Source organism: Anaerovibrio lipolyticus DSM 3074 (assembly GCF_900141865.1).
Taxonomy (GTDB): Bacteria; Bacillota; Negativicutes; order Selenomonadales; family Selenomonadaceae; genus Anaerovibrio; species Anaerovibrio lipolyticus.
In genome coordinates this window covers 117349-137441 of sequence record NZ_FQYW01000009.1, presented here as the reverse complement: position 1 = coordinate 137441, position 20093 = coordinate 117349, and the positions used below count along the sequence as shown (strand labels likewise).

The following is a 20093-nucleotide window of genomic DNA, read 5'->3' as shown; positions in this document are numbered from 1 at the left end:
TACCAAAATGATTGAAGAAGCTATAAAAATTGCAAGGGCAAAGGCCGAAAACGGGGAGCGTCTGACCCTTCAGGATGCCCTTGCCCTTTACGAAGATAATGACCTTCTTTTTCTGGCCTCCTGTGCCCGCAAAATGAAGGAAAAGAAAAGTGGCAAAAATGTTTATTATAATGTAAACAGACATATAAATCTGACCAATATCTGCACCTCCGGCTGTCCTCTGTGTGCCTTCCAGTGTGAGGAGGGGGACAAGCGGGGCTATGTTATGGAACCGGAGGATATTGCCAAGGTCCTTGAGGATGCCAAAAAAGTCAAAAATCTTGGGGAAATCCATATTGTAAGTGCGCTGCATCCAACCAAGACCTTCGATTATTATTTGAATGTGGTGCGCCAGGTGAAGGCGGCCCTTCCAAATGTGGACATTAAGGCCTTTACCCCTGTTGAGGTGGTGCATTTTAGCCAGATGACAGGAAAATCTGTAAAGGAAATTTTGAAGATTTTGCAGGAGGCAGGCTTGTCCTCCTTGCCAGGTGGCGGTGCAGAAATTCTTAATGATCGTGTGCGCAAGGAAATTTGCCCTAAAAAGGCCACCACAGCCCAGTGGATAGAAACCATAAAAGCGGCTCATGAACTGGGTATTCGTACCAACTGCTCCATTATGTATGGTCACATTGAAACCATTGAGGAGCGGCTTCAGCACCTCTTTACCCTACGGGATATTCAGGACGAAACAGGTGGCTTCCAGGCCTTTATCGCCTTCCCATTTCATCCAGCCAATACCCAGCTTAGTCATCTAAAGCGTGTGGGCTCTTGGGAGGATATGAAAATGATAGCCATGTCCCGTCTGATTTTGGACAATATTGATCACGTCAAGGCCTTCTGGATTATGCTGACAACCCCGTTGGCACAGCTGGCCCTCGGTTTTGGTGCCGATGATTTGGATGGTACCATCGGTGAGGAGAAGATTATCCATGAGGCCGGGGCCAAGACTGGTACCGGCACAACCAGAGAGCGTCTTAGAAAGCTTATTACTGAGGCGGGGATGGTTCCTGTGGAAAGAGATACCTTCTATCATCCAATAAAGGAGGCGGAATAAATGCGTATGGAATCCAAGGAGGCCGTGGAGCTTCTAACTAACGGCGATCCAATAGAAATGGGCCGTGCGGCTGATGCAGTACGCCGCAAACGGTTTGATGATACCGTAACCTTTATTGTGGACAGAAATATAAATTATACCAATGTGTGCAAAAATGAGTGTCGTTTCTGCGCCTTTTTCCGTCGTAAGGACCACAAGGATGCCTACCTTCTTACCAATGAGGAAATATTGGCAAAGGTACAGGAGACTGTGGATGCGGGTGGTACCCAGCTGATGATTCAGGGGGGACTTTACCCTGATTTGGGCCTTAAATATTATGAGGATATGCTAAAGTCCATTAAGAGCAAATATGATATAACCATTCATTCCTTTACAGCCACTGAAATCCAGCATTTTGCCTATCAGGAGGGTATTTCCATATTGGAATGTCTGAAAAGATTGCAGGCTGCGGGGCTGGACAGCCTTCCGGGTGGCGGCGCTGAAATCCTGGTGGATGAGGTGCGCAAGCGGGTCAGCCCTAAGAAAATAATGACTGATGATTGGCTTCATGTTATGGAGTGTGCCCATTCCATTGGTATGGAATCAACGGCCACTATGGTTATCGGTTTGGGTGAAACCATGGCCCAGCGCATTGAACACATGGACAGAATTCGTCAGCTTCAGGATAAGACAGGTGGCTTCAGAGCCTTTATTTCCTGGACATTCCAGCCTCACAACACTGAAATGGGTGGGGAGAAGGTATCTGGTTGGGATTATATGCGCAATCTGGCCATGAGCCGTCTGTATATGGATAATATCAAGCACATTCAGGGATCCTGGGTAACCCAGGGGGAGCGTATCGGTCAGCTGACTCTTGGCTTTGGTGCCGATGATCTTGGCAGCATTATGCTGGAGGAAAATGTGGTGAGGGCCGCAGGAACAGCTTATGATATGTCCATTAATAAAATGGTGGAAATGATTAAGGGGGCCGGCAAGAAGCCAGCCCAGAGAAATACCAAGTATGAGATTTTACGGAGGTTCTGATATGGCTGATAATATGATTCCAAAGGCAGATTATGCTGTGGTGGGTGGTTCCGGCACTCTTTCCTCAAATTTTCCTGCCAATGTAAAGGATGAAGATGTTAAAATAGTGGCAGAGAACCTTTATTTTGATACTCCATACGGCAAAAGCCCGGCCTTCCGTCATTTTACTGTAGGGGAAAAGCACGTTCTCACAGTAAGAATGCACGGCTGGCGCAGTGGTGTCACCAGAGCAGATGCCTCCCGTCAGGTGTTCTGGGTGTTCCGTGAGGCGGGGGTAAAGCGTATTATTTCCGAGGGAGGCGTAGGAACAGTAAATAAGCTCCTGGATATCCGTGATTTTATGGTGCCGGATGATTACCTTGATATGTCTATGCGCAAGGATGTTATGCTGGATGGCAGATATTTGCTCGTAATGCGTGATGCCCTTTGCCCGGAGCTTCGTGAGGCCCTTATTAAGGCCACCAAAAAGCGCTTTGATGGACGTATCTTCACCAGAGGTACATACGCTGTAACCGACGGCCGACATTTTGAAAGTCCTGCTGAGGTGGCTATGCTTAACGGCCATGCAGATATTGTGGGCCAGAGCATGTGCCCTGAGGTGTATCTTGCCCGTGAAATAGGTGCCTGCTATGCGGGGTTGTATTTTACCGTTAATTATGGCGAGGGTATAAAAAAATGGTCCCATCAGGACATGACAGACATTTTCTATGACGACGCACCTATGATTGGTGAGATTATTTTGGAAACCATCAGAAATGTTGATGCGGAGGACAGAAAGTGCGAATGTCTTGAGCTGCGCAAGGAAACCCTGTTAAAGGATGTGTACAATCAGGAGTCAGCCAAGGGCTGATGATTTGATGTGAAATGGCGGTGATAATATGGTCTTTGTGAAATTTAAAATGAAGCTATTGGCTTTGGCAATGGCCTGCGCCTTTGTATTTTTACCTAATGCCTCTGAAGCATCAAAGATAAATGATGTTCAGCAGACCACGGTTATCCTGGAGAAGGAGGAGCCAAAGGGGGCAGCTGCTGATGTAGCTGATCAAAAGTATGTCAGTGCCAACAAGCCTATTGCTGATGGTGGCAGTCCTTGGATGGATGTCAGCGTTATCGACAAGAAGCATGAGGTGCCCAGCTTTTCTGCCAAGGATAATTTCTATTCCTACAACAACGATTATTGGATAAAGCAAATGGGTGAGTATGGTATCAGCTCATCCTATGACGTGTTCAACGAGGTAAACAGCAAGGTAGATTATAATATTGCTAATTTACTGGAAACCCCTTCCCTGTTTAGTCATGATGCCTCCATTTGCCAAAAGGTATATAGGATGGTTAAGGACTGGAACAAGCGTGATAAAATCGGCTTGAAGCCTCTGATGGATGATGTGAATAAAATCGAGGCCATTCAGACCCTGGAGGATATGGATAACTACATTATTGGTGATGTAGTTCCCAACAGTGCATTTTGTGAGCCTGATTTGCAGCCGGATTTGAATGATACCAAGCATTATGCCATGAATATTATTCCTATGGGACTTACCCTTGGGGATGCAGCGGAATATTCAAATATGACGGTCTTGGGCAAACGCATTAAAAATGCCAATGATGTGGCGGCCAAGAAAATGATGCTGTTGGCAAAGTACGATGAGGAAACAGCCAAGGCTAAGATAGAAGCCATGTATCGTCTGGAGTACGCTTTGGCTGGCAGCATGTATACCCGTGAGGAGGCCTCCAAGGCGGATTATCTTCAAAAGACCAATAATCCTGTAACCCTTGATGAGCTGAAGGAGATGGCTGGTCGTTATCCTATAATGGCCTATCTCAATAAATACGGTCTTGACCAGGCAGAGCGCTTTTCTGTACCAAATCCTGCATATATAAAGGCATTGGCGACATATTACAACGAGGAGCACCTTCAGGATATGAAGGATACCCTTATTGTTTATCGAATGCTGGAAAATATGGAAATGCTTAATTCCGCTGCCAATGATGTTGCCATGGAGCACAATCTGGCAGTGAGGGGCTATAAAGGAAGTGTTCCGGACTGGGTAAGAGGTGTGGAATATGTAAAGGCCGTATTGCCAGGCCCTTTGTCCAATCTTTATGCCGAGGCGTATTGCAGCAAGGAAGTAAAGCAGGATATTGAAGGTATAATAGCTGATGTAACCAATTATTATAGGGCTATGCTTCAGAATGAGGCCTTCCTGTCTCCTGAGGTCCGTCAAAAGGCCATTACCAAGCTGGATAATCTGAAGATTCGTGCAGTTATGCCGGATAAGCCTAAGAAGTGGAATGATATTAAGCTGAACAAGTGCAAGAATCTTATTGATGTGCGTAACGCCCTTTTAAAATGGGAGATTGGTGAGTACATCAAGAAGATGAACGGCGAGGTGGAAATAAACTGGATTCCTACCTACACCGTTAATGCCATGTACAATATAGCTGACAATTCCATCAATATTCCTGCGGGCATTCTCAATGGAGTATTTTATTACAGTGACTATTCCTATGAGGAAAAAATGGGTGGTATAGGTATGATTATTGCCCATGAAATTTCCCATGGCTTTGATACTACCGGCTCCCAGTTCGATGAAAACGGTAACATGAAGGAATGGTGGACACCAGAGGATAAGGCAGCCTTCAATGAAAGGGCCAAGAAAGTAGTGGACTACCTTAACAGCATTACTGTATATGAAGGACTTCATTGCAATGGTGAAATCAATAAGGGAGAGACTATTGCGGATATTGGCGGTATGCAGTGTATACTTTCCATTGCCAAGAATAAGCCGGATTTTAATTACAAGCAATTCTTCAACCAATATGGCAAGCTGTGGCAAAGCATATATACCAAAGAGTATGGCGAGCTTCAGGTGAATACGGATCCTCATCCGTTGCCATACCTAAGGGTCAATGTTATATTGCAGCAATTTGATAAATTCAATGAGACCTACGACATAAAGCCTGGGGACAAAATGTATCTGGCTCCTGAAAAGCGGATTCTTGTATGGTAGGTCTGAAATAAGCTAAATATAGCAATTAATTAAGCAATAAGAAAACTCTGCTGTTAGTCAGTTAAACTGATTAATAGCAGAGTTATTTTTTTAGCTAGTTATTAAGTTTAAAAGTTAATCCTCATCTATGCTTGGAAGGAAAACAAAGAGTATGGAGCTTACTAATAACAGATAAGGGTAAAGAAGATAAGGCAGTACGTGAAAAGCGGAAATTTCCCAGCCAAGGCTGGTTGCAATGGAAAGAGCCACCAGCATCTGGGCACCGTATGGAAGAATGCCCTGGAATATACATGAGAAGGTATCCAGCAAGGAAGCGGATTCCTTGGATGAAATATTAAAGCTCTCGGAAATTTTCTTGGCAATAGGGTTGGTCATTACGATAGCGACGGTATTATTGGCAGTGGCAATATCCATAAAGCCCACCAGCATACCTATGCCCAGCATACCACCCTTTTTGGTGCTGAAAATCTTATGTACTGTAGAAAGAAGGGCATTAAATCCACCATTATAAGCTATAAGACCACCAATGCAGGATACCAGAATGGCAACCATGGAGGTTTCGAACATTCCGGCAGTACCCTTGCCAATATTTGTCAGATAGTCCAAGGAAGATATTTCACCCATGCCCAGCATAAGAATAGAACCGCTGATAATACCCACCAGAAGCACTAAAAACACATTGAAGCCCATTACTCCGCCAATTAGTACCAGAAGATAAGGGATAATTTTAATAAGGTTATATTCCTCAATATTAAGGTCTCCAGCCGGGCGTTCCAAAGTGAGGAAGTAAAGAACTATTATGGTTAAAAGGGCCGCAGGAACAGCGATTTTAAAGTTAGCCTTGAATTTGTCCTGCATTTTACAGCCTTGACCGTTGCAGGCAGCGATGGTGGTGTCAGAAATAAAGGAAAGGTTGTCACCAAACATGGCTCCTCCCATTACGGTGCCAACACAAAGGGGCATGGGATAGCCAGTGCAGCCACCAATGGCTATTGCAATAGGTGTTATAAGTGTAATAGTTCCTACAGAGGTACCCATGGCCAATGATACAAAGGCACTGATAAGGAAAAGCACAGGAATAGCATAATCTGCCGGGATAAGGGACAGGAGAAAGTACGCCACACTTTCAGCACTGCTCCTTCCCAAAACGCCAACAAAAACGCCTGCCATAAGGAAAATTAAAATCATGGTGATAATATTGGGGTCAGCCATGCTGTTGGCCATGATTTTTAATTTTTCATTCATATTAATGCCATTTGCCTGTATGCAGGCCACCAGAAGGGCTATCATAAATACAACCACTACTGAAACATTATAAAAACCCATGGGTACATCCATTATGTACTCCAGGGTAATACCCAGTCCCAGATAAAGGAACACAAAAACTGCTATAGGCAGCAGTGCTCCAAAGCTTTTTTTATTTTCCAATTTCGTTCCTCCTAAACAAGATGAAGATTTACTTTACTAAGTTTTCCCAATAAATAAAAAGTCCTTGAACATTATACCCTATTTGTTAAAAATATTCTATTTTTCTGTGCTTTAAGCAGGAAAAATAGGGGGGAAGGGAGAAGTAAACTGAAGGTATAAAATAGAAGTAGCTGGATTATGTTTTTTTAGTTTATGCGTTTTAAATAGGTAATAAAAATGGGCAATTCACATAGGCTAATGGATAATTTAATGAATAGCAGTATGGAAATGAGCTTTGACTGTGAGGCAAAGCTTCGGGAACAGCTGGCAGTTGTTGATTCCATGTCAAAATTCTATATTTACATATATTCCTTTGATCTGGTGACAGAAATGTATAGGGAAATATATGTGGATGAGGCTCATGTCCATACTATTATGGGATATACTGGTAATATCAGTATATCTGTCAAGGATATGTGTCGGATGTTGGTTAAACCGGAGTATATATCTGGTATGGTGGCTTTTACGGAAATCAGCACAATGGGGTATCGTTTGCGGGATAAAAAGTATATTACCTATCAATATGAAGGAATTAATACCGGCTGGCTGGAGGCTATTCTTTTTCCTGGGCAGGTGGATGAGGATGGCGTTCTTACAAAGGCTATTTTTGCAGTCCGTGATATAAACTATGAGAAGAACAAGGAATCACAGCTTATTTATAATTCCTATATTGATGGTCTTACTCAGCTTTATAATCGCAAGATGTACAATGAAAATTTGCAGGAATATGATAATTCAAAGCTGCAAACTAACATGGTATTTCTGTCCGTTGATGTTAACGGTCTTAAAATTGTAAATGATACATTGGGTCATGATGCTGGAGATGAGCTGATTATTGGGGTTGCGGATTGCCTCAGACAGTGCTTTTCGCAGTATGGTCGGGTATATAGGCTTGGTGGTGATGAGTTTGCTGCGGTTATTTATATTTCTCCGGCTAATCTTCCACGTCTTATTTGCCAATTTAACAGTGTGGTGGAAGGCTGGCACGGCAAGCTGGTTGATAGCATGTCCATATCATTGGGTTACGTCACCCAAACAGAGTGCTGTGAGAAAGATATATATGAAATGGCCAAGATTGCCGATGAGCGTATGTATCGTGATAAGGAGCAATACTATGCTCTCAAGGGAGTAGACCGCACCGGCAGACAGAGTGCCCATAATGCCCTCAGCTGTATGTATGAAAAGGTCCTGAAGCTGAATCTTACAACTAACAGCTACCAGATTATTCATATTGATGAGGAGGAGTTTAAAAATTTCAATGATACCAGATATTCTCTTTCTGTAGATATAAAGCGTTACGTTGAGGCTGGGTATATTCATACCGATGATCAGGAAACGTTTTTAAAGTACATGGATTTAGAATTTGTTAAGGAATTTTTTGAAGGCAAAAAGAATTATTATTCATTTCCATATAAAAGGCTTGTAGGTGGGAAATATATTCCAGTTACTGCTGAGATGCTGCGGGCTGATGATTATTCAAAGGATAATCGGACCATATTTTTGTTTGTAAAAAAGTATAAATAAGTCGTAGAAAACGAAATATCCCCCTAAGCCATATGGTGCTCAGGGGGATATATTAGGTTTAGATGTTATTTGAAAGCCCTGTAGGAATCCCATAACATATTAAAGGATTTCTTTTCCTGAAGCTGGGTCAATAATTCCTTGGTATCCATCCAGCCAATGGCTCCCTGTTGAATTTGGCCACCGCCCAAGTGCTCCTGTAAGAGATTGTCATATCTTGATTTATCAATTTCTACAGGAGGCTGATCTGCGGTATGATTTTCTGCATCGCTGTTTAGCCATCCAGGCAGGTAATAGTGATTTGTTTCCGTGCCATCATAGCCGGATAATTGCCATTTCTTTATAGCAAATTCATCAATAAGTAAATCGCCAATCAGGCGTATAGCATAGGTTTTGGTGGTGTTCTCAAATTCTGTTTGCCATTTTACGCTGTCAAATATGTAATAATAAATCCCTTCCCCAGGATTTGCATATATTTGAGGATTTTTTGCTGAATCCGGTGCGCTGAAAATATCTGGATAATCCGATCCACCAGTAAGATATACACCCCAACGGCGTTCCAAGGTTTTTGCGTCCATTTCCTCACACTGGATATAAGCTGCCCCATCCAGGCCTGCCTCCTTGGCCTTGAATAGTTCAACATTGCCGTCATGATCAAGATCTGTTATGGCATAATGCCATTTTTCCCAATCCTTGTCCTTTGCCGGCGTTACGAACCAGCCTTTACTTCCCATACCTGTCTGAGACAAAATATCGATTTGGTGCGCCTGCTGCATAGGGGCTGCCAGAGCCGCTGTAGCAGCAACGGATGCCAATAATGTCATGGCTAATGATTTAAACATAATTTTTCCCATCGGTTTTAACCTCCCTTAAAGCACTTTCCTATACTTTAATCAAATTCGACAAAAATATCTGTCTTTCCTTCAATAAAAAAACATTTATTATATGAAGAATGATATACTATAGAAAAAATATTATGCATAGAAAATGATGAATGCGAGGTGTTGTTATGGGAAGTCCTCCAGATATTGAAACTTCAACTACTGCGGAGCGGGAGAAGTATATTTACGATAATTTTTACTGTCGCGGTAATTGTGAAATATGTGGTTTATGTCAGGTTTATCATGGTAAATCACCAGAACTTGTATATGCTGACTACATTGAAGGCAAAAGAACATTTCAGGAGATTGCCAATGAATATAATACGAGCCAAGGATAAATGAAAGAGACGGATAATATGAGAATATTTGTTGATGCAGATGGATGCCCGGTAGTTAGGCAGACAGAGGAAGTGGCTATTAAATATGATGTTCCTGTGACACTTCTTTGTGACACCAATCATATACTACAATCAGATTACAGTGAGGTAAAGGTAATTGGAGCAGGTGCAGATGCGGTGGATTTTGCTCTAGTTAATCTGTGCCACGAAGGTGATGTGGTTGTTACCCAGGATTACGGTGTTGCGGCTATGGCTCTGGGTAAGAAGGCATATGCTATCCATCAGAATGGCTGGCTATATACCAATGAAAATATAGATAGGTTGCTGATGGAGCGACACATCACCAAGAAGGCACGCAGGGCATCTGGGAAACATCACCTTAAGGGACCAAGGAAACGCTTGGAAGATGATGACATAAAGTTTAAGGAGGCCCTGGAAAGGTTGTTGGCAAGTATAACAGATTAATAATATAGCTGTTCTCAAATGAGGGCAGTTTTTTATTTTGGCCGCTTACAACACAACAATTTCACGACATAATGTTCGGTGAATTGGGCGTTTATAATGCCATGTGGTTATTGCTTTGTATTATAGAAATAGTATACTGAAAATATAAACAAATAGTTAATTTAAATTCAAGTTTTTCGATTATGATTATTTATTTGGTAAAATTAAAGCTGAATAATTGGATGGCACGATGTTTTTGGAGGTTAATCTCATAAAAATTGTTCCAAGGGGGGTTGTATATGAGTACTATCGTAGTGGTAATAGTTATTTTATTTGTTATGTATAAATTTGTTTATAGCCCATCTAACAAAAGTAATTCTAACATCGAAGAAGGGGTTTCTAGTCATGCTAGCTCTGTGGGGAACAAAACAAATGATAAATTAACCGATAAAATTAAGTATAAGGAACCAGAATATATTTCAAAGTATATTTATGATCAGAATATTTTAGAAAAGAACACTATTTTTAATCAAGATTATGATTCTATGGAACGTAAAATCCGTAAAATGGATTGGAGAAAGTTTGAATTGTTCGTATCTTCAGTATTTGAAAAGAATGGATATCATTGCGAAGTAACTCCCCCATCAAATGATGGGGGGATAGACATAAAAGCTACTAAAAATGGAAAGGAATATCTTATTGAGTGTAAGTATTATGAAAAAAGTTCGGTGGGAAGAGAGATTATACAGAAACTTGTTGGGGCTGGCTTGCAATATCACTGTAAAAATTTAATAGTTGTTACCACGGGTGTCTATAATCAAAATGCTGTAGAGGCTGCTGAAGAAATAAATAAGGAGGCCGGATTTAATATACAGCTTTTGGGCATTAATGATTTAATTAATATGACAAAACCAAAGGTTAATAGTAATAACGATATAAAAAATCGTTTTCCAAAAGGCTTACAAAAAATGGGTACTATAATGTTTTTCACCTATTATATTGACTTTGATAGTCTCAAAGTGGAAGAACGACCAGAAAATACTGTTTTTAAAATTAATTTAAATTTTTATAATGCTAGTGCTCTTCAAACGGTTTATAGATATATATTTAGAATTACCTACGTTTATTATGGCGGTAAGTATGTTGAATATAGTAAATTTGATCAGTTTAGTAATAAGTATTTAATCGGGGCAGAGGATTCTTTAGAGTATTTGAATAGAGACACCAAAGGTAATGAAGTAGAAAATGATGTATTATCTATTTTAGAAGCATACTATTGTACAAAATAGCAAAATTATTTGGGTATATGAATAATATAATGTTATTGCTCTCTTAATGAGGGCAGTTTTATTTTGCCAGCTTACAACACACCTATTTCACGACATAATGTGAGGTGTAGATACTATGTTGTGAGGAGGCATTCTTATGAAAAGCGACAAAGAAATAAGCCGTGTCGAAAGAACTTACCTACTTGGAATGAGAGTAAGGCTTTTGAAGAGGTATGGTCCCCAGTCACCACCGGCCGGAACCATGGGGACAATCAGGTGCGTGGATTTTCTCGGTTATATCCAGATAGCTTGGGATAACATATCGGGACAAGTCGTGGTTTTGGATGAAGATGACATTGAGATTGTGAGGACATGCCCAATCTGCGGCAAGGAGTACACTGGGTATCCTGCCTTGTCGAGGAAGGATGACAGGACGGAGATATGTCCTGACTGCGGTACAAAGGAGGCACTGGAGGCTGTGAGGGAAATCTACACGGTGTACTCCCAGAATGGCGACATGACCTTCATAATGGAGGATAAGTGCAACACAACATCGGTTGTCGGATTTTATTACGGTGAACCGGATGAGGAGTCTACAAAGGAGTTTTACGGGAAGCTCACGGCGGAGTTTGAATAGGGTATATACGAAAGGCTGCTCTCTTAGGAGGGCGGCTTTTTTTATATGAGGAGCAGGAAAAAGCATTGTTTATATTGAATTTAACTATTATGACATAAAATAATAACCTAAAAAATAAAAGCCAAAATAAAAAAGCCGCTACGCAATGTAGTAGCTTAATGAACAAAGGAAAAATGAGGGGAAATAATAGATGGACCAGTTTATTTGTGGTGAGTGTTTAGAGGAGATGAAAAAGCTGCCAGATAACAGCATCGATTTCATTTTTACTTCTCCGCCATATGCAGATCAGATAAAAGATTATGGAACAACAGGGATAAAGATAAAACCAGATCAATTTGATGACTGGTTTATTCCTCGTGCAAAGGAAATGTTCCGTATTTTAAAGCCACATGGAAGTTTTGTGTTGAATATAAATGATAAACTTGATGGAAAGTATCAGAGTATATTTGTTTTTAAACTGGTGATTATGCTTGTGGAACAGGTTGGTTTCCATCTTGTTCGTGATTATATTTGGTATAATCCAGCAACTCCTCCAAATGTTTTTTCCAGGGGTACGATGGGACGTACAAAAAAATCTCATGAATATTGCTTGTGGTTCAGTAAATCAGAAAAATGGACCTTTAATATGGATGCCATACGCAAACCATATAGTGATAAGATGTTGGAATTGTTTCAAGCTACTCCTAAGGGGGATAGAAATGCAAATTCTCGTCCTAGTCGCCACAATTTTGACTTAAGTCATCCGTGGAAGGATAATGGCGGCGCAGACCCAGGAAGCGTTATTTCAATAAGTAATACCAGTAGTAATGATACTTTTCACCGCTTGTGTAAGCAGTTTGGGATTGGTCATCCAGCTCGATTTCCACAGGCTCTTGTAGAGTTTTTCTTAAAGGCTGGAACCAATGAGGGAGATATTGTGTTGGATCCATTTGGTGGTTCTGGAACTACCGCTGTTGTAGCCAAACGGCTTGGACGTAAATTCAAATACATTGAAATCAATCCTGATTATCATGATATGGCGAAGAAGTGGTTTGAAGTCGAATTTTCAACTGAAAAAGTATATACCAGGAATATGAAGAGATTCTGTGATGAGATTCTTCCTATATGTAGGTGGAATCTTCTGCCATTTGGATTCCTCTATGATTTATATGAGGCATGGTTTCCTACCGTTGGTTTATATGAAAAGCCACAAACAAAAAAGAGTTTTGTTGAACGCATCACATCTTTTTTAAAGGATGATGCTAATTGGACAGTTGAAGATAGATATCTAATTGTCGATGAAGATAATATGCCTATGCCAGAGCCGTTAATCGCTCAATATAATTTGAAAAATTGGATGAATAAGGACTATGAGGGAGATGATCCGGCTTTTATATGTAGTCCTGTTGTTCGAACTAAGTATAAGGGGATATACAGAAATGACTAGCACACGATTGACACAGAAGGAACTGCATAGTTTGTTTTTGCAAGATATCGGTGTTTATGCAGATGCAGTTATGGATAATGGAAGGAAGCCACTGAGGCTTCATTTAAAATATCCCTTTAATCGAGATATAAAAGCATATATTTTCAATTGCACTGCACCGCCTGGGGGACGGTCCATTGATGAGTTTAAAGTTCAATTAATTCTCGATGGACAAAAAAGAGGTGAGCGTGGTCGATTTGATACATCGGATATTGGTACTGTTCTAATTGTTGGTTATGCAGCACCATTCATTGATGTTTTAAGTGGTATCTGGGTGTTATTTGAACTTGATAAACATATGGAATTTGCCTATTCAGCCAATATACAGGTTTATCTTAGACAAATGTTGCCTGCACTTGAAAAGAATGTGTATGTATGTCAGAAACATAATAAAGAAATACTTGTTATTTCTCAACGACAGTATTTATTAGATGCTTTGATAGAACGGTTCAATATTGACCTAGCTGTGATGTTAGAGAGGGCAGAACATGGAATTAACGGAACATGATTTTAGGCCTGATTATAATAAAAGTGACCATAATATAGCTGAGGATTTCTATCTTCCAGCTATGCGTAGTTCTTGTCGATATGATCGAATTTCGGGATATTTCGGCAGTACGATTTATATTCTTGCATGGTCAGCACTTCAAGAGTTTGTGGATAATGGTGGAAAAATTAGACTAATTTGTTCTCCTATCATTTCTGATGCAGATAAAGAGGCAATGACAGAAGGTTACTCTGCGGTAAATGATGAAATGGTAAAGGAGGCTCTTTCAAGAGAGTTGAAAGAATTGTTTGCGGTAGAGCGTTTATCGAAGCCATCTCGAGCGTTGGCTTGTTTAGTTGCTGAAGGAATAATCGATGTAAAGGTTGCTGTTCCTGAAAGTGGTATGGAACCTGATTTGGAAAGACTGTTTCATGATAAAGTGGGTGTTTTTTTCGATAGATCCGGTAATGCAGTTGGTTTTCGCGGATCAATGAACGAAACATTTCAAGGGTTGTCTGATGGAGGTAATCTCGAATCCATCGATGTGTTTCCAAGCTGGGCCGATTGGCGTGATTCTCAGCGTTTGGAAAGTGCTGTGAATTATTTTAATCGGTTATGGAGCAAAACAGAAAGTAATGTTCTGGTGTACGATTTTCCTGAAGCAGTACAAAAAAGTCTCATTGAAAAAAGTAATGGATATGATTGGCGAACATTGGTTAAGGAAATATCTACATCAGTTTCTTTGGCAAAGAAGTGGTCTCCAAATAAACGAAATTCATCAAGGGTTCCACGCGAACATCAACTAACCGCTCTGGAAAACTGGGTAAAAAATGGACGTAGAGGTATTTTGGAACATGCTACTGGGAGTGGAAAAACCTTTACAGCTATCTGTGCTATCAGAGATGCTTTAGATAGGGGGAAAACCGTGTTGGTTCTTGTTCCATCTAAGGAACTTTTACGTCAATGGAAAAACGAAATAGAGATTGCAATTAAGGATATTCCTATTCGATTTCTGATGTGTGGAGATGGGTTTAACTCTTGGAAGTGTGATAATACCTTGCAATTATGGACAAGACCGAGTAATGGAGAGAATAAGGTGACTATTGCTATTATGGATACTGCGTGTAGCAATCAGTTTGTTCAGAGTGTTGTGTCAGGTACGCATTTACTTCTTGTTGCCGATGAAGTTCATCGTATTGGAAGCCCTGCCAGAAAAAATACTTTACGTATTGATGCTGGTGAAAGACTCGGACTTTCTGCAACACCGGTACGGTATGGTGACCCTGTTGGTACATCAGCAATTTTTGATTATTTTGGTGGTGTGGTTCCTCCGGTATTCTCTCTTGAGGATGCAATTAAGTCTGGAGTCTTAACCAAATACTACTATCATCCACTTCAGGTACATTTAACATCTGAGGAGCAAGACGATTGGAATGCTTTCACTAAAGAAATTCGTCGAATGATTGCCATGTATAAGAAGAAGGGTGAGTCGATCAGTAGTATCATCGCATCTAATTCAAGGCTTCAAATGAAACTACTTGCCAGAGCAAGAATTGTGAAGCAGGCTAAGAATAAAATATCGCTGGCCCTTGATGTTGTAAAAAAATACTACAAAAAGAATCAGAAATGGATTGTATATTGTGATAATCAAGGACAACTAGGTACGGTACTTTCTCTCTTATTGAAGAACGGATATGATGCATATGAATATCACTCTGATATGAGTGGTGATAGAGATGAGACACTAAATTATTTTGGAAAATATGGTGGAGTTCTTGTTTCGATTCGCTGCTTGGATGAAGGCGTGGATATTCCATCAACTACACATGCATTAATACTAGCTTCTTCTAAAAATCCGAGAGAATTTATTCAGCGTCGGGGAAGAATTTTGCGTAGATATCCAGGAAAACATTTTGCTCAGCTATATGATGCTATTGTTGTACCAGAGCAATCATGTGGTACAGAAGATGATACTGATAGTTCGATAGTGTTGGCTGAATTATCACGTGCTATTCAATTTGGAGAATGGGCTGAAAACCCTTCTTGTGTGTCTGATTTACGTATTATTGCAAGACGGTATGGTATTAATTATCAGGATATAAAGGATGGAGGTCTTGAAGATGACGGCGAGACAGAATTTGAATGAATTGCTTGCTGTTTTGGAGGAAATTCGTTCAAAAGAGTTTCCGGATGTTCCAAAGGAAATGGTAGAAAAAATAGCATTGTCGCAGTATGACAATCAAGATGACAGGAATAAAGCAAGAACGGGTACGATGCAAGTAATTGCAGAGTATGTTAATAAGATTGGTTGAATGGAGGCGTAATATGTTACATTTTCGTAAAATGACGCTTCGGGATTTTGGCCCGTATAAAGGCGAACAAACTATTGACTTTACGGATAAATCCGGTGTAACTATTTTTTGGGGAAACAATGGACGTGGTAAGACTACATTGCTTAATGCATTTCGGTATGCACTATTTGGCGTTATACAGCGACGAAACGGTGTTCTTAAGAGCCTAAGCGAGATGAGTAATACTGAAGCAATGGCAGAAGGTAGGTATGGTTTTTCTGTTGTATTAGATATGACCAATGATAATGATACATATAGACTAACAAGGGAACTTGCTTTACGTGAAGGGGTTACGAAACCTTCTGGTGAAGAAGATTATGAAAAGATTTTGTCGTTAAATAAGAATGGCTCTATTTTATCTCCTGAAGGCAGAGAGCATGAATTGAACATGATTATGCCTGAGCAAGTTGCACGGTTTTTCTTATTTGATGCAGAGTTGCTTCAAGAGTATGAAGAACTGCTTGAAACTAATACATCAGAGGGGGATCATATTAAGACTTCTATTGAGAAGATACTGGGGGTGCCTGTTCTCCAAAATGGTGTGGTTGATATTGAAGAATGTCTGTCTAAATATGAAAAGCAAAAATCTCGTGCAGCACGTGATGATGGCAAAACAACACAGCTTGGTCAAGAGATGGATACCTTGACGGCAAATATCGATGAACATCAAAATATTATCAGGGAAAAACAGTCAGAACAGAGTGAACTTATTCGTAAAAAAAATGCTCTTGAAGGGCGTATGCACGATACAGAAAAATTGCGTAATTGGATAGTTGAACGTGATAAGGCGGAAAAAAACAAGAAGAAAGCTGAAGATGAGTTAGAAGAAGTTAAAGCAAATATCCGTGAACTTATGCGGGGAGCGTGGCGCGGTATGTTACTTAATACCGTGCGTGGTATTTGTGAATCTATTGAAAAGAAGGCTAGTGTTCTTGAATCTAAGCGGCAAAGGAAGACGGTTGCTGAGAAATTCATTATAGAAATGAAAAAAGCAATCAGTGACCGGGTATGCCCAGTGTGTGGACAGGACGTATCTGACGATATTATCCAGCATTTGCGTGAGCGTATCAAAGAATCAACTAATGAATATGCAGGCCTCTCTGAAGCAGAAAGACAGAGCCTTTTCGAGTTTCAAGCACAAATCGGGGCCTTAAAACGTCTTTCTGAAGGCACAGAAGATGCACGGTTCAAAGTTGCCGCTATTGAAGAAAGAATAGATTCTCTTGAACTGAATATTGGTCAGTACAAGCAAGAGATTGAAGAGCTTCGGGAGAATATTGAGCGTTACGGTGAAGATGCTGAAGAATCTGATGTATTGAGCATATCCAAGGCGTATTCTGATGTTGAACAGACACTCCGTGAAGTGAGACGAGGGATCGAGAATGAAACAACGAAGCTGAACGCCTTGAAGGCAAATAAGGAGAAAGTTGCAGCCACTATAGATAAAATGGCTGGTGGAGATGACTATCGCGCTGCGAGTCGTAGATATGAGCTGTGTGAGCATGTTTATAAAATATTTGAAAAGAGTAAAGCCTTGTATCGAGAAAGGCTTAAGCAGAATGTCGAAAAAGATGCGATTGAACTGTTTGTAAAATTGACCGGTGATAAAGACTATGTTGGTCTCAAGATAAATGACAATTATGGGTTGGAAATTATCCACAGATCTGGTCGTAAGGTGCCTGGTAGATCATCAGGATATGAACATGTTGTTGCTTTATCTCTTATTGGGGCACTTCACATGAATGCTCCACTTCGTGGACCTATTATTATGGACTCGCCATTTGGTCGTTTGGATCCAACACATAAAGCTAATATAGCCCGGACTCTTTCTTCAATGGCCGAACAGTCTATGTTATTGGCGTACACTGGAGAGATTGATGACCAAGTTGCAAGATATGAGATTGGCAACAAATTGGTTCATGAATATCAGCTTGAGCGTGTTTCATCTATGCACACTGAAATTAAGTGAGGAGGATAGGCATGGCTGAAAATATGACAAACCTTGTTCTTTCAAAACAAGCTACTGAAATTGCTAATAAAATGAAGGATACTGGAAAATTTCCAGATGCCTTGGTCGCTGCAAAGTTTGGAATGGCCTATGCTATAAAATATTATTGGGATGAAATCGATTCTTCTGAAAAATTGCGTGAACTGGACGGAATATATGATGCGCAGGGGAATCATTATAATATAGGTTCTGTGGACCCGGATAAGTATATATCCCAAATTATGGAAGCTCTTTATCCAGACTCAGATACTCCATATAAGTTTGCCAGAGTTTTGATGTGTTATGGATTAAATCAACTTGGCGATTTATTAGAGGACGGTAAATTATTCCATATCAATAACTATATGTGAGGTAATTATTGTGGCGCAGGTATCATATGCTTTGCGAGAAGATCAAAATACAATATTTTTACTGCAGGATGCCGGCAAGCGTTACAATAAGTATTGTCAGATTGCTGTGTTTGGAAGGAATATCATAAGACCTGAATTTTTCAGACAATACATGTATTTTGCCCCCTACACAGGCAATAGCGGAAAATACTATGGAAGTGTAACAGATGTTAGATTATCTATTGAAGATAATGATTATGTACCTGGCAGTAATTATGTTGCAGTTATTGATTCTGAAGTGGAATTCAAAGTTACACCTTCTGTTATTCGTCAGCTAAGTAAAGAATATATGCCTGCTTGGGGTGTTAAATCATATTTGGATTATTTTAACGATAGAAAAAGTGGCATACTGTTGTTTGTTCGAGTTTTTGAAGTTAATCAGGCATTGCCTCAATTCTATCTTGAAAAAGGAATTCGAGGTAGCTCCCAAGTTCTTAAATTATATGATGAATATGGTAGTGAGACATCTTTCACTGTAGATGAAATAAGGCCTGTGATTTCAGATAATAAGTTTTCCTATCTGAAAGATGAAATCCTTCATATGATGAAAGTTGAGGGAGCATTTATTGCGTTATATGATAATACGGAAAGAGGATTAAATGATCTTCAGGAACGTGTCATTGCAGACAGGCAAATACAAGGCACACATAGAAGATGGGAAAATCGTCATTTACAATGGCTTGAATCAGATGATGATTCTGACTTTGATATGGCTCAACTGGATTACGAAGCCATTTATCAAGAAGTGTTAGATATATGCCCAGGAATGCAGGGTATCATTGATTATGTAAGAAATATTCAAGCTGCTCGATTAGGCGAGTATGACTATTATTTGAAAGATATTCATAAGTATTATGATCCTAAAGGGGCGGCTTTTGCGAGAATTTTTGATATGAGCATTCGCTCAGCTGTTAAAAGCGCCTTGTATCATTCTAATCAATATAGAATTAATGTTGAAGATGCTTTCCAGGAAGCGTGTATTGGTGTGATAACAGCTATTCGTAAACATAGCGATACTGTTGAAGGTTTATTTCCATCATATGTTTCAATGTGGATGAGGCAGGTATTAAATCGTAATCTTGCACCGTATGATTATAATTTTCGGATTCCTGTTCATCATGGAACGCGAATATCACAGGTGCTTAAACAAGTATCTAAAGTATTTGATATGTCAGAAGTAGAAAACATCAGTTTCGGTGAGTTGTATTACTTATTGTTGAATTATTCTGATTGTGATGTAGATGAAGCAAAAAGAACAGCAGGTATTTTATATCCAGCGGAGAGCATGGAAGAAATACTTAAGAATCCTGAAAACGAGAGTTTATTTGTAGATAATAGTCAATTAAATGAGATAAATGAATCATTGTTAAATGAGATGGTTCATGATGCTTTGAGCATTTTGACGCAACGTGAAAGAGAAATAATTTTGAATAGATTTGGGTTCGGCTCGTATAAAGAATCAACTTTAGAAGATATTGGCAATATGTTTGGAATTACACGTGAACGGATACGCCAGATTGAAGCAAAGGCAATGCGAAAGATGCTTGACTATCTTTATCGTAAAAATTATATATCGAAAAATAAGTATTATTCTATTATTAATAGCAAGATTAAAAAGAAGCTTAAGATGAAATCGTAGAAAACGTATAAGTTGTTAAAAGCAAAAAATGAATAATACCACAAAAAAGTAAGCGTCAAAATATAGGT

18 protein-coding genes are annotated in these 20093 nt (G+C 39.9%); 16 read left to right on the top strand and 2 right to left on the bottom strand.

What is annotated here, in order from left to right; all coding sequences use genetic code 11:
• Positions 1 to 7: 7 nt before the first annotated feature.
• The 4 genes from mqnE to B6K08_RS06275 are packed head-to-tail and all read left to right on the top strand — an operon-like array spanning position 8 to position 5130.
• A complete protein-coding gene (gene mqnE / locus B6K08_RS06290; RefSeq protein WP_080325705.1) occupies positions 8 to 1096 on the top strand; it encodes an aminofutalosine synthase MqnE in 1089 nt (362 codons plus the stop codon).
• Positions 1097 to 2119, top strand: a complete 1023-nt coding sequence (gene mqnC / locus B6K08_RS06285; RefSeq protein ID WP_080325704.1) for a cyclic dehypoxanthinyl futalosine synthase — start codon at positions 1097 to 1099, stop codon at positions 2117 to 2119.
• Position 2120: 1 nt separating this feature from the next.
• Positions 2121 to 2969 (top strand): MTAP family purine nucleoside phosphorylase, encoded by an 849-nt coding sequence (locus B6K08_RS06280; RefSeq protein WP_027397118.1) that lies wholly within the window; start codon positions 2121 to 2123, stop codon positions 2967 to 2969.
• 37 nt (positions 2970 to 3006) lie between these two features.
• The gene (locus tag B6K08_RS06275) at positions 3007 to 5130 is read left to right on the top strand and encodes a M13-type metalloendopeptidase (protein WP_159446720.1); all 2124 of its coding nucleotides are present in this window, start codon (positions 3007 to 3009) and stop codon (positions 5128 to 5130) included.
• A 114-nt stretch (positions 5131 to 5244) separates the two neighbouring features.
• On the opposite strand, the gene B6K08_RS06270 is transcribed toward B6K08_RS06275, so the two are convergent.
• Positions 5245 to 6558 (bottom strand): Na+/H+ antiporter NhaC family protein, encoded by a 1314-nt coding sequence (locus B6K08_RS06270; RefSeq protein ID WP_039208279.1) that lies wholly within the window; start codon positions 6556 to 6558, stop codon positions 5245 to 5247.
• Between the two features lie 237 nt (positions 6559 to 6795).
• Between B6K08_RS06270 and B6K08_RS06265 the strand changes: the two genes are divergently transcribed.
• The gene (locus B6K08_RS06265) at positions 6796 to 8121 is read left to right on the top strand and encodes a GGDEF domain-containing protein (protein ID WP_159446719.1); all 1326 of its coding nucleotides are present in this window, start codon (positions 6796 to 6798) and stop codon (positions 8119 to 8121) included.
• Positions 8122 to 8186: 65 nt separating this feature from the next.
• Here the strand turns inward: B6K08_RS06265 and B6K08_RS06260 are convergent, their stop codons facing one another.
• Entirely contained in the window at positions 8187 to 8972 is a 786-nt protein-coding gene (locus tag B6K08_RS06260; protein ID WP_039208282.1) for a PHP domain-containing protein, read from the bottom strand.
• Positions 8973 to 9112: 140 nt separating this feature from the next.
• Between B6K08_RS06260 and B6K08_RS06255 the strand changes: the two genes are divergently transcribed.
• The 11 genes from B6K08_RS06255 to B6K08_RS06205 all read left to right on the top strand — a co-directional run bounded on the left by B6K08_RS06255 (position 9113) and on the right by B6K08_RS06205 (position 20025).
• Positions 9113 to 9337, top strand: a complete 225-nt coding sequence (locus tag B6K08_RS06255) for a hypothetical protein (RefSeq protein WP_200810397.1) — start codon at positions 9113 to 9115, stop codon at positions 9335 to 9337.
• Positions 9338 to 9802 (top strand): YaiI/YqxD family protein, encoded by a 465-nt coding sequence (locus B6K08_RS06250; RefSeq protein WP_200810396.1) that lies wholly within the window; start codon positions 9338 to 9340, stop codon positions 9800 to 9802.
• 278 nt (positions 9803 to 10080) lie between these two features.
• Positions 10081 to 11070 (top strand): restriction endonuclease, encoded by a 990-nt coding sequence (locus B6K08_RS06245; protein WP_080325701.1) that lies wholly within the window; start codon positions 10081 to 10083, stop codon positions 11068 to 11070.
• Positions 11071 to 11206: 136 nt separating this feature from the next.
• On the top strand, positions 11207 to 11686 hold the full coding sequence (locus B6K08_RS06240) for a DUF4314 domain-containing protein (RefSeq protein ID WP_072033463.1): 480 nt from the start codon (positions 11207 to 11209) through the stop codon (positions 11684 to 11686).
• A 190-nt stretch (positions 11687 to 11876) separates the two neighbouring features.
• Complete coding sequence (locus B6K08_RS06235) at positions 11877 to 13112, top strand: DNA-methyltransferase (protein WP_052212124.1); 1236 nt, start codon at positions 11877 to 11879, stop codon at positions 13110 to 13112.
• On the top strand, positions 13105 to 13659 hold the full coding sequence (locus B6K08_RS06230) for a hypothetical protein (protein WP_039208288.1): 555 nt from the start codon (positions 13105 to 13107) through the stop codon (positions 13657 to 13659). Before B6K08_RS06235 ends, B6K08_RS06230 begins: the two co-directional genes overlap by 8 nt.
• Positions 13640 to 15784, top strand: a complete 2145-nt coding sequence (locus tag B6K08_RS06225; RefSeq protein WP_039208291.1) for a DEAD/DEAH box helicase family protein — start codon at positions 13640 to 13642, stop codon at positions 15782 to 15784. The genes B6K08_RS06230 and B6K08_RS06225 overlap by 20 nt, the downstream gene beginning before the upstream one ends.
• Positions 15777 to 15950: a DNA modification system-associated small protein gene (locus B6K08_RS06220; RefSeq protein WP_159446718.1), complete on the top strand. Its 174-nt coding sequence runs from the start codon at positions 15777 to 15779 to the stop codon at positions 15948 to 15950. Before B6K08_RS06225 ends, B6K08_RS06220 begins: the two co-directional genes overlap by 8 nt.
• Before the next feature lie 13 nt (positions 15951 to 15963).
• Positions 15964 to 17958: an ATP-binding protein gene (locus B6K08_RS06215; RefSeq protein ID WP_159446717.1), complete on the top strand. Its 1995-nt coding sequence runs from the start codon at positions 15964 to 15966 to the stop codon at positions 17956 to 17958.
• Positions 17959 to 17969: 11 nt separating this feature from the next.
• Positions 17970 to 18347, top strand: a complete 378-nt coding sequence (locus tag B6K08_RS06210; RefSeq protein WP_039208298.1) for a hypothetical protein — start codon at positions 17970 to 17972, stop codon at positions 18345 to 18347.
• 10 nt (positions 18348 to 18357) lie between these two features.
• Positions 18358 to 20025 carry a sigma-70 family RNA polymerase sigma factor gene (locus B6K08_RS06205; RefSeq protein ID WP_039208299.1) on the top strand — a complete coding sequence of 556 codons (1668 nt, stop codon included), beginning with the start codon at positions 18358 to 18360 and terminating at the stop codon, positions 20023 to 20025.
• Positions 20026 to 20093: the final 68 nt, after the last annotated feature.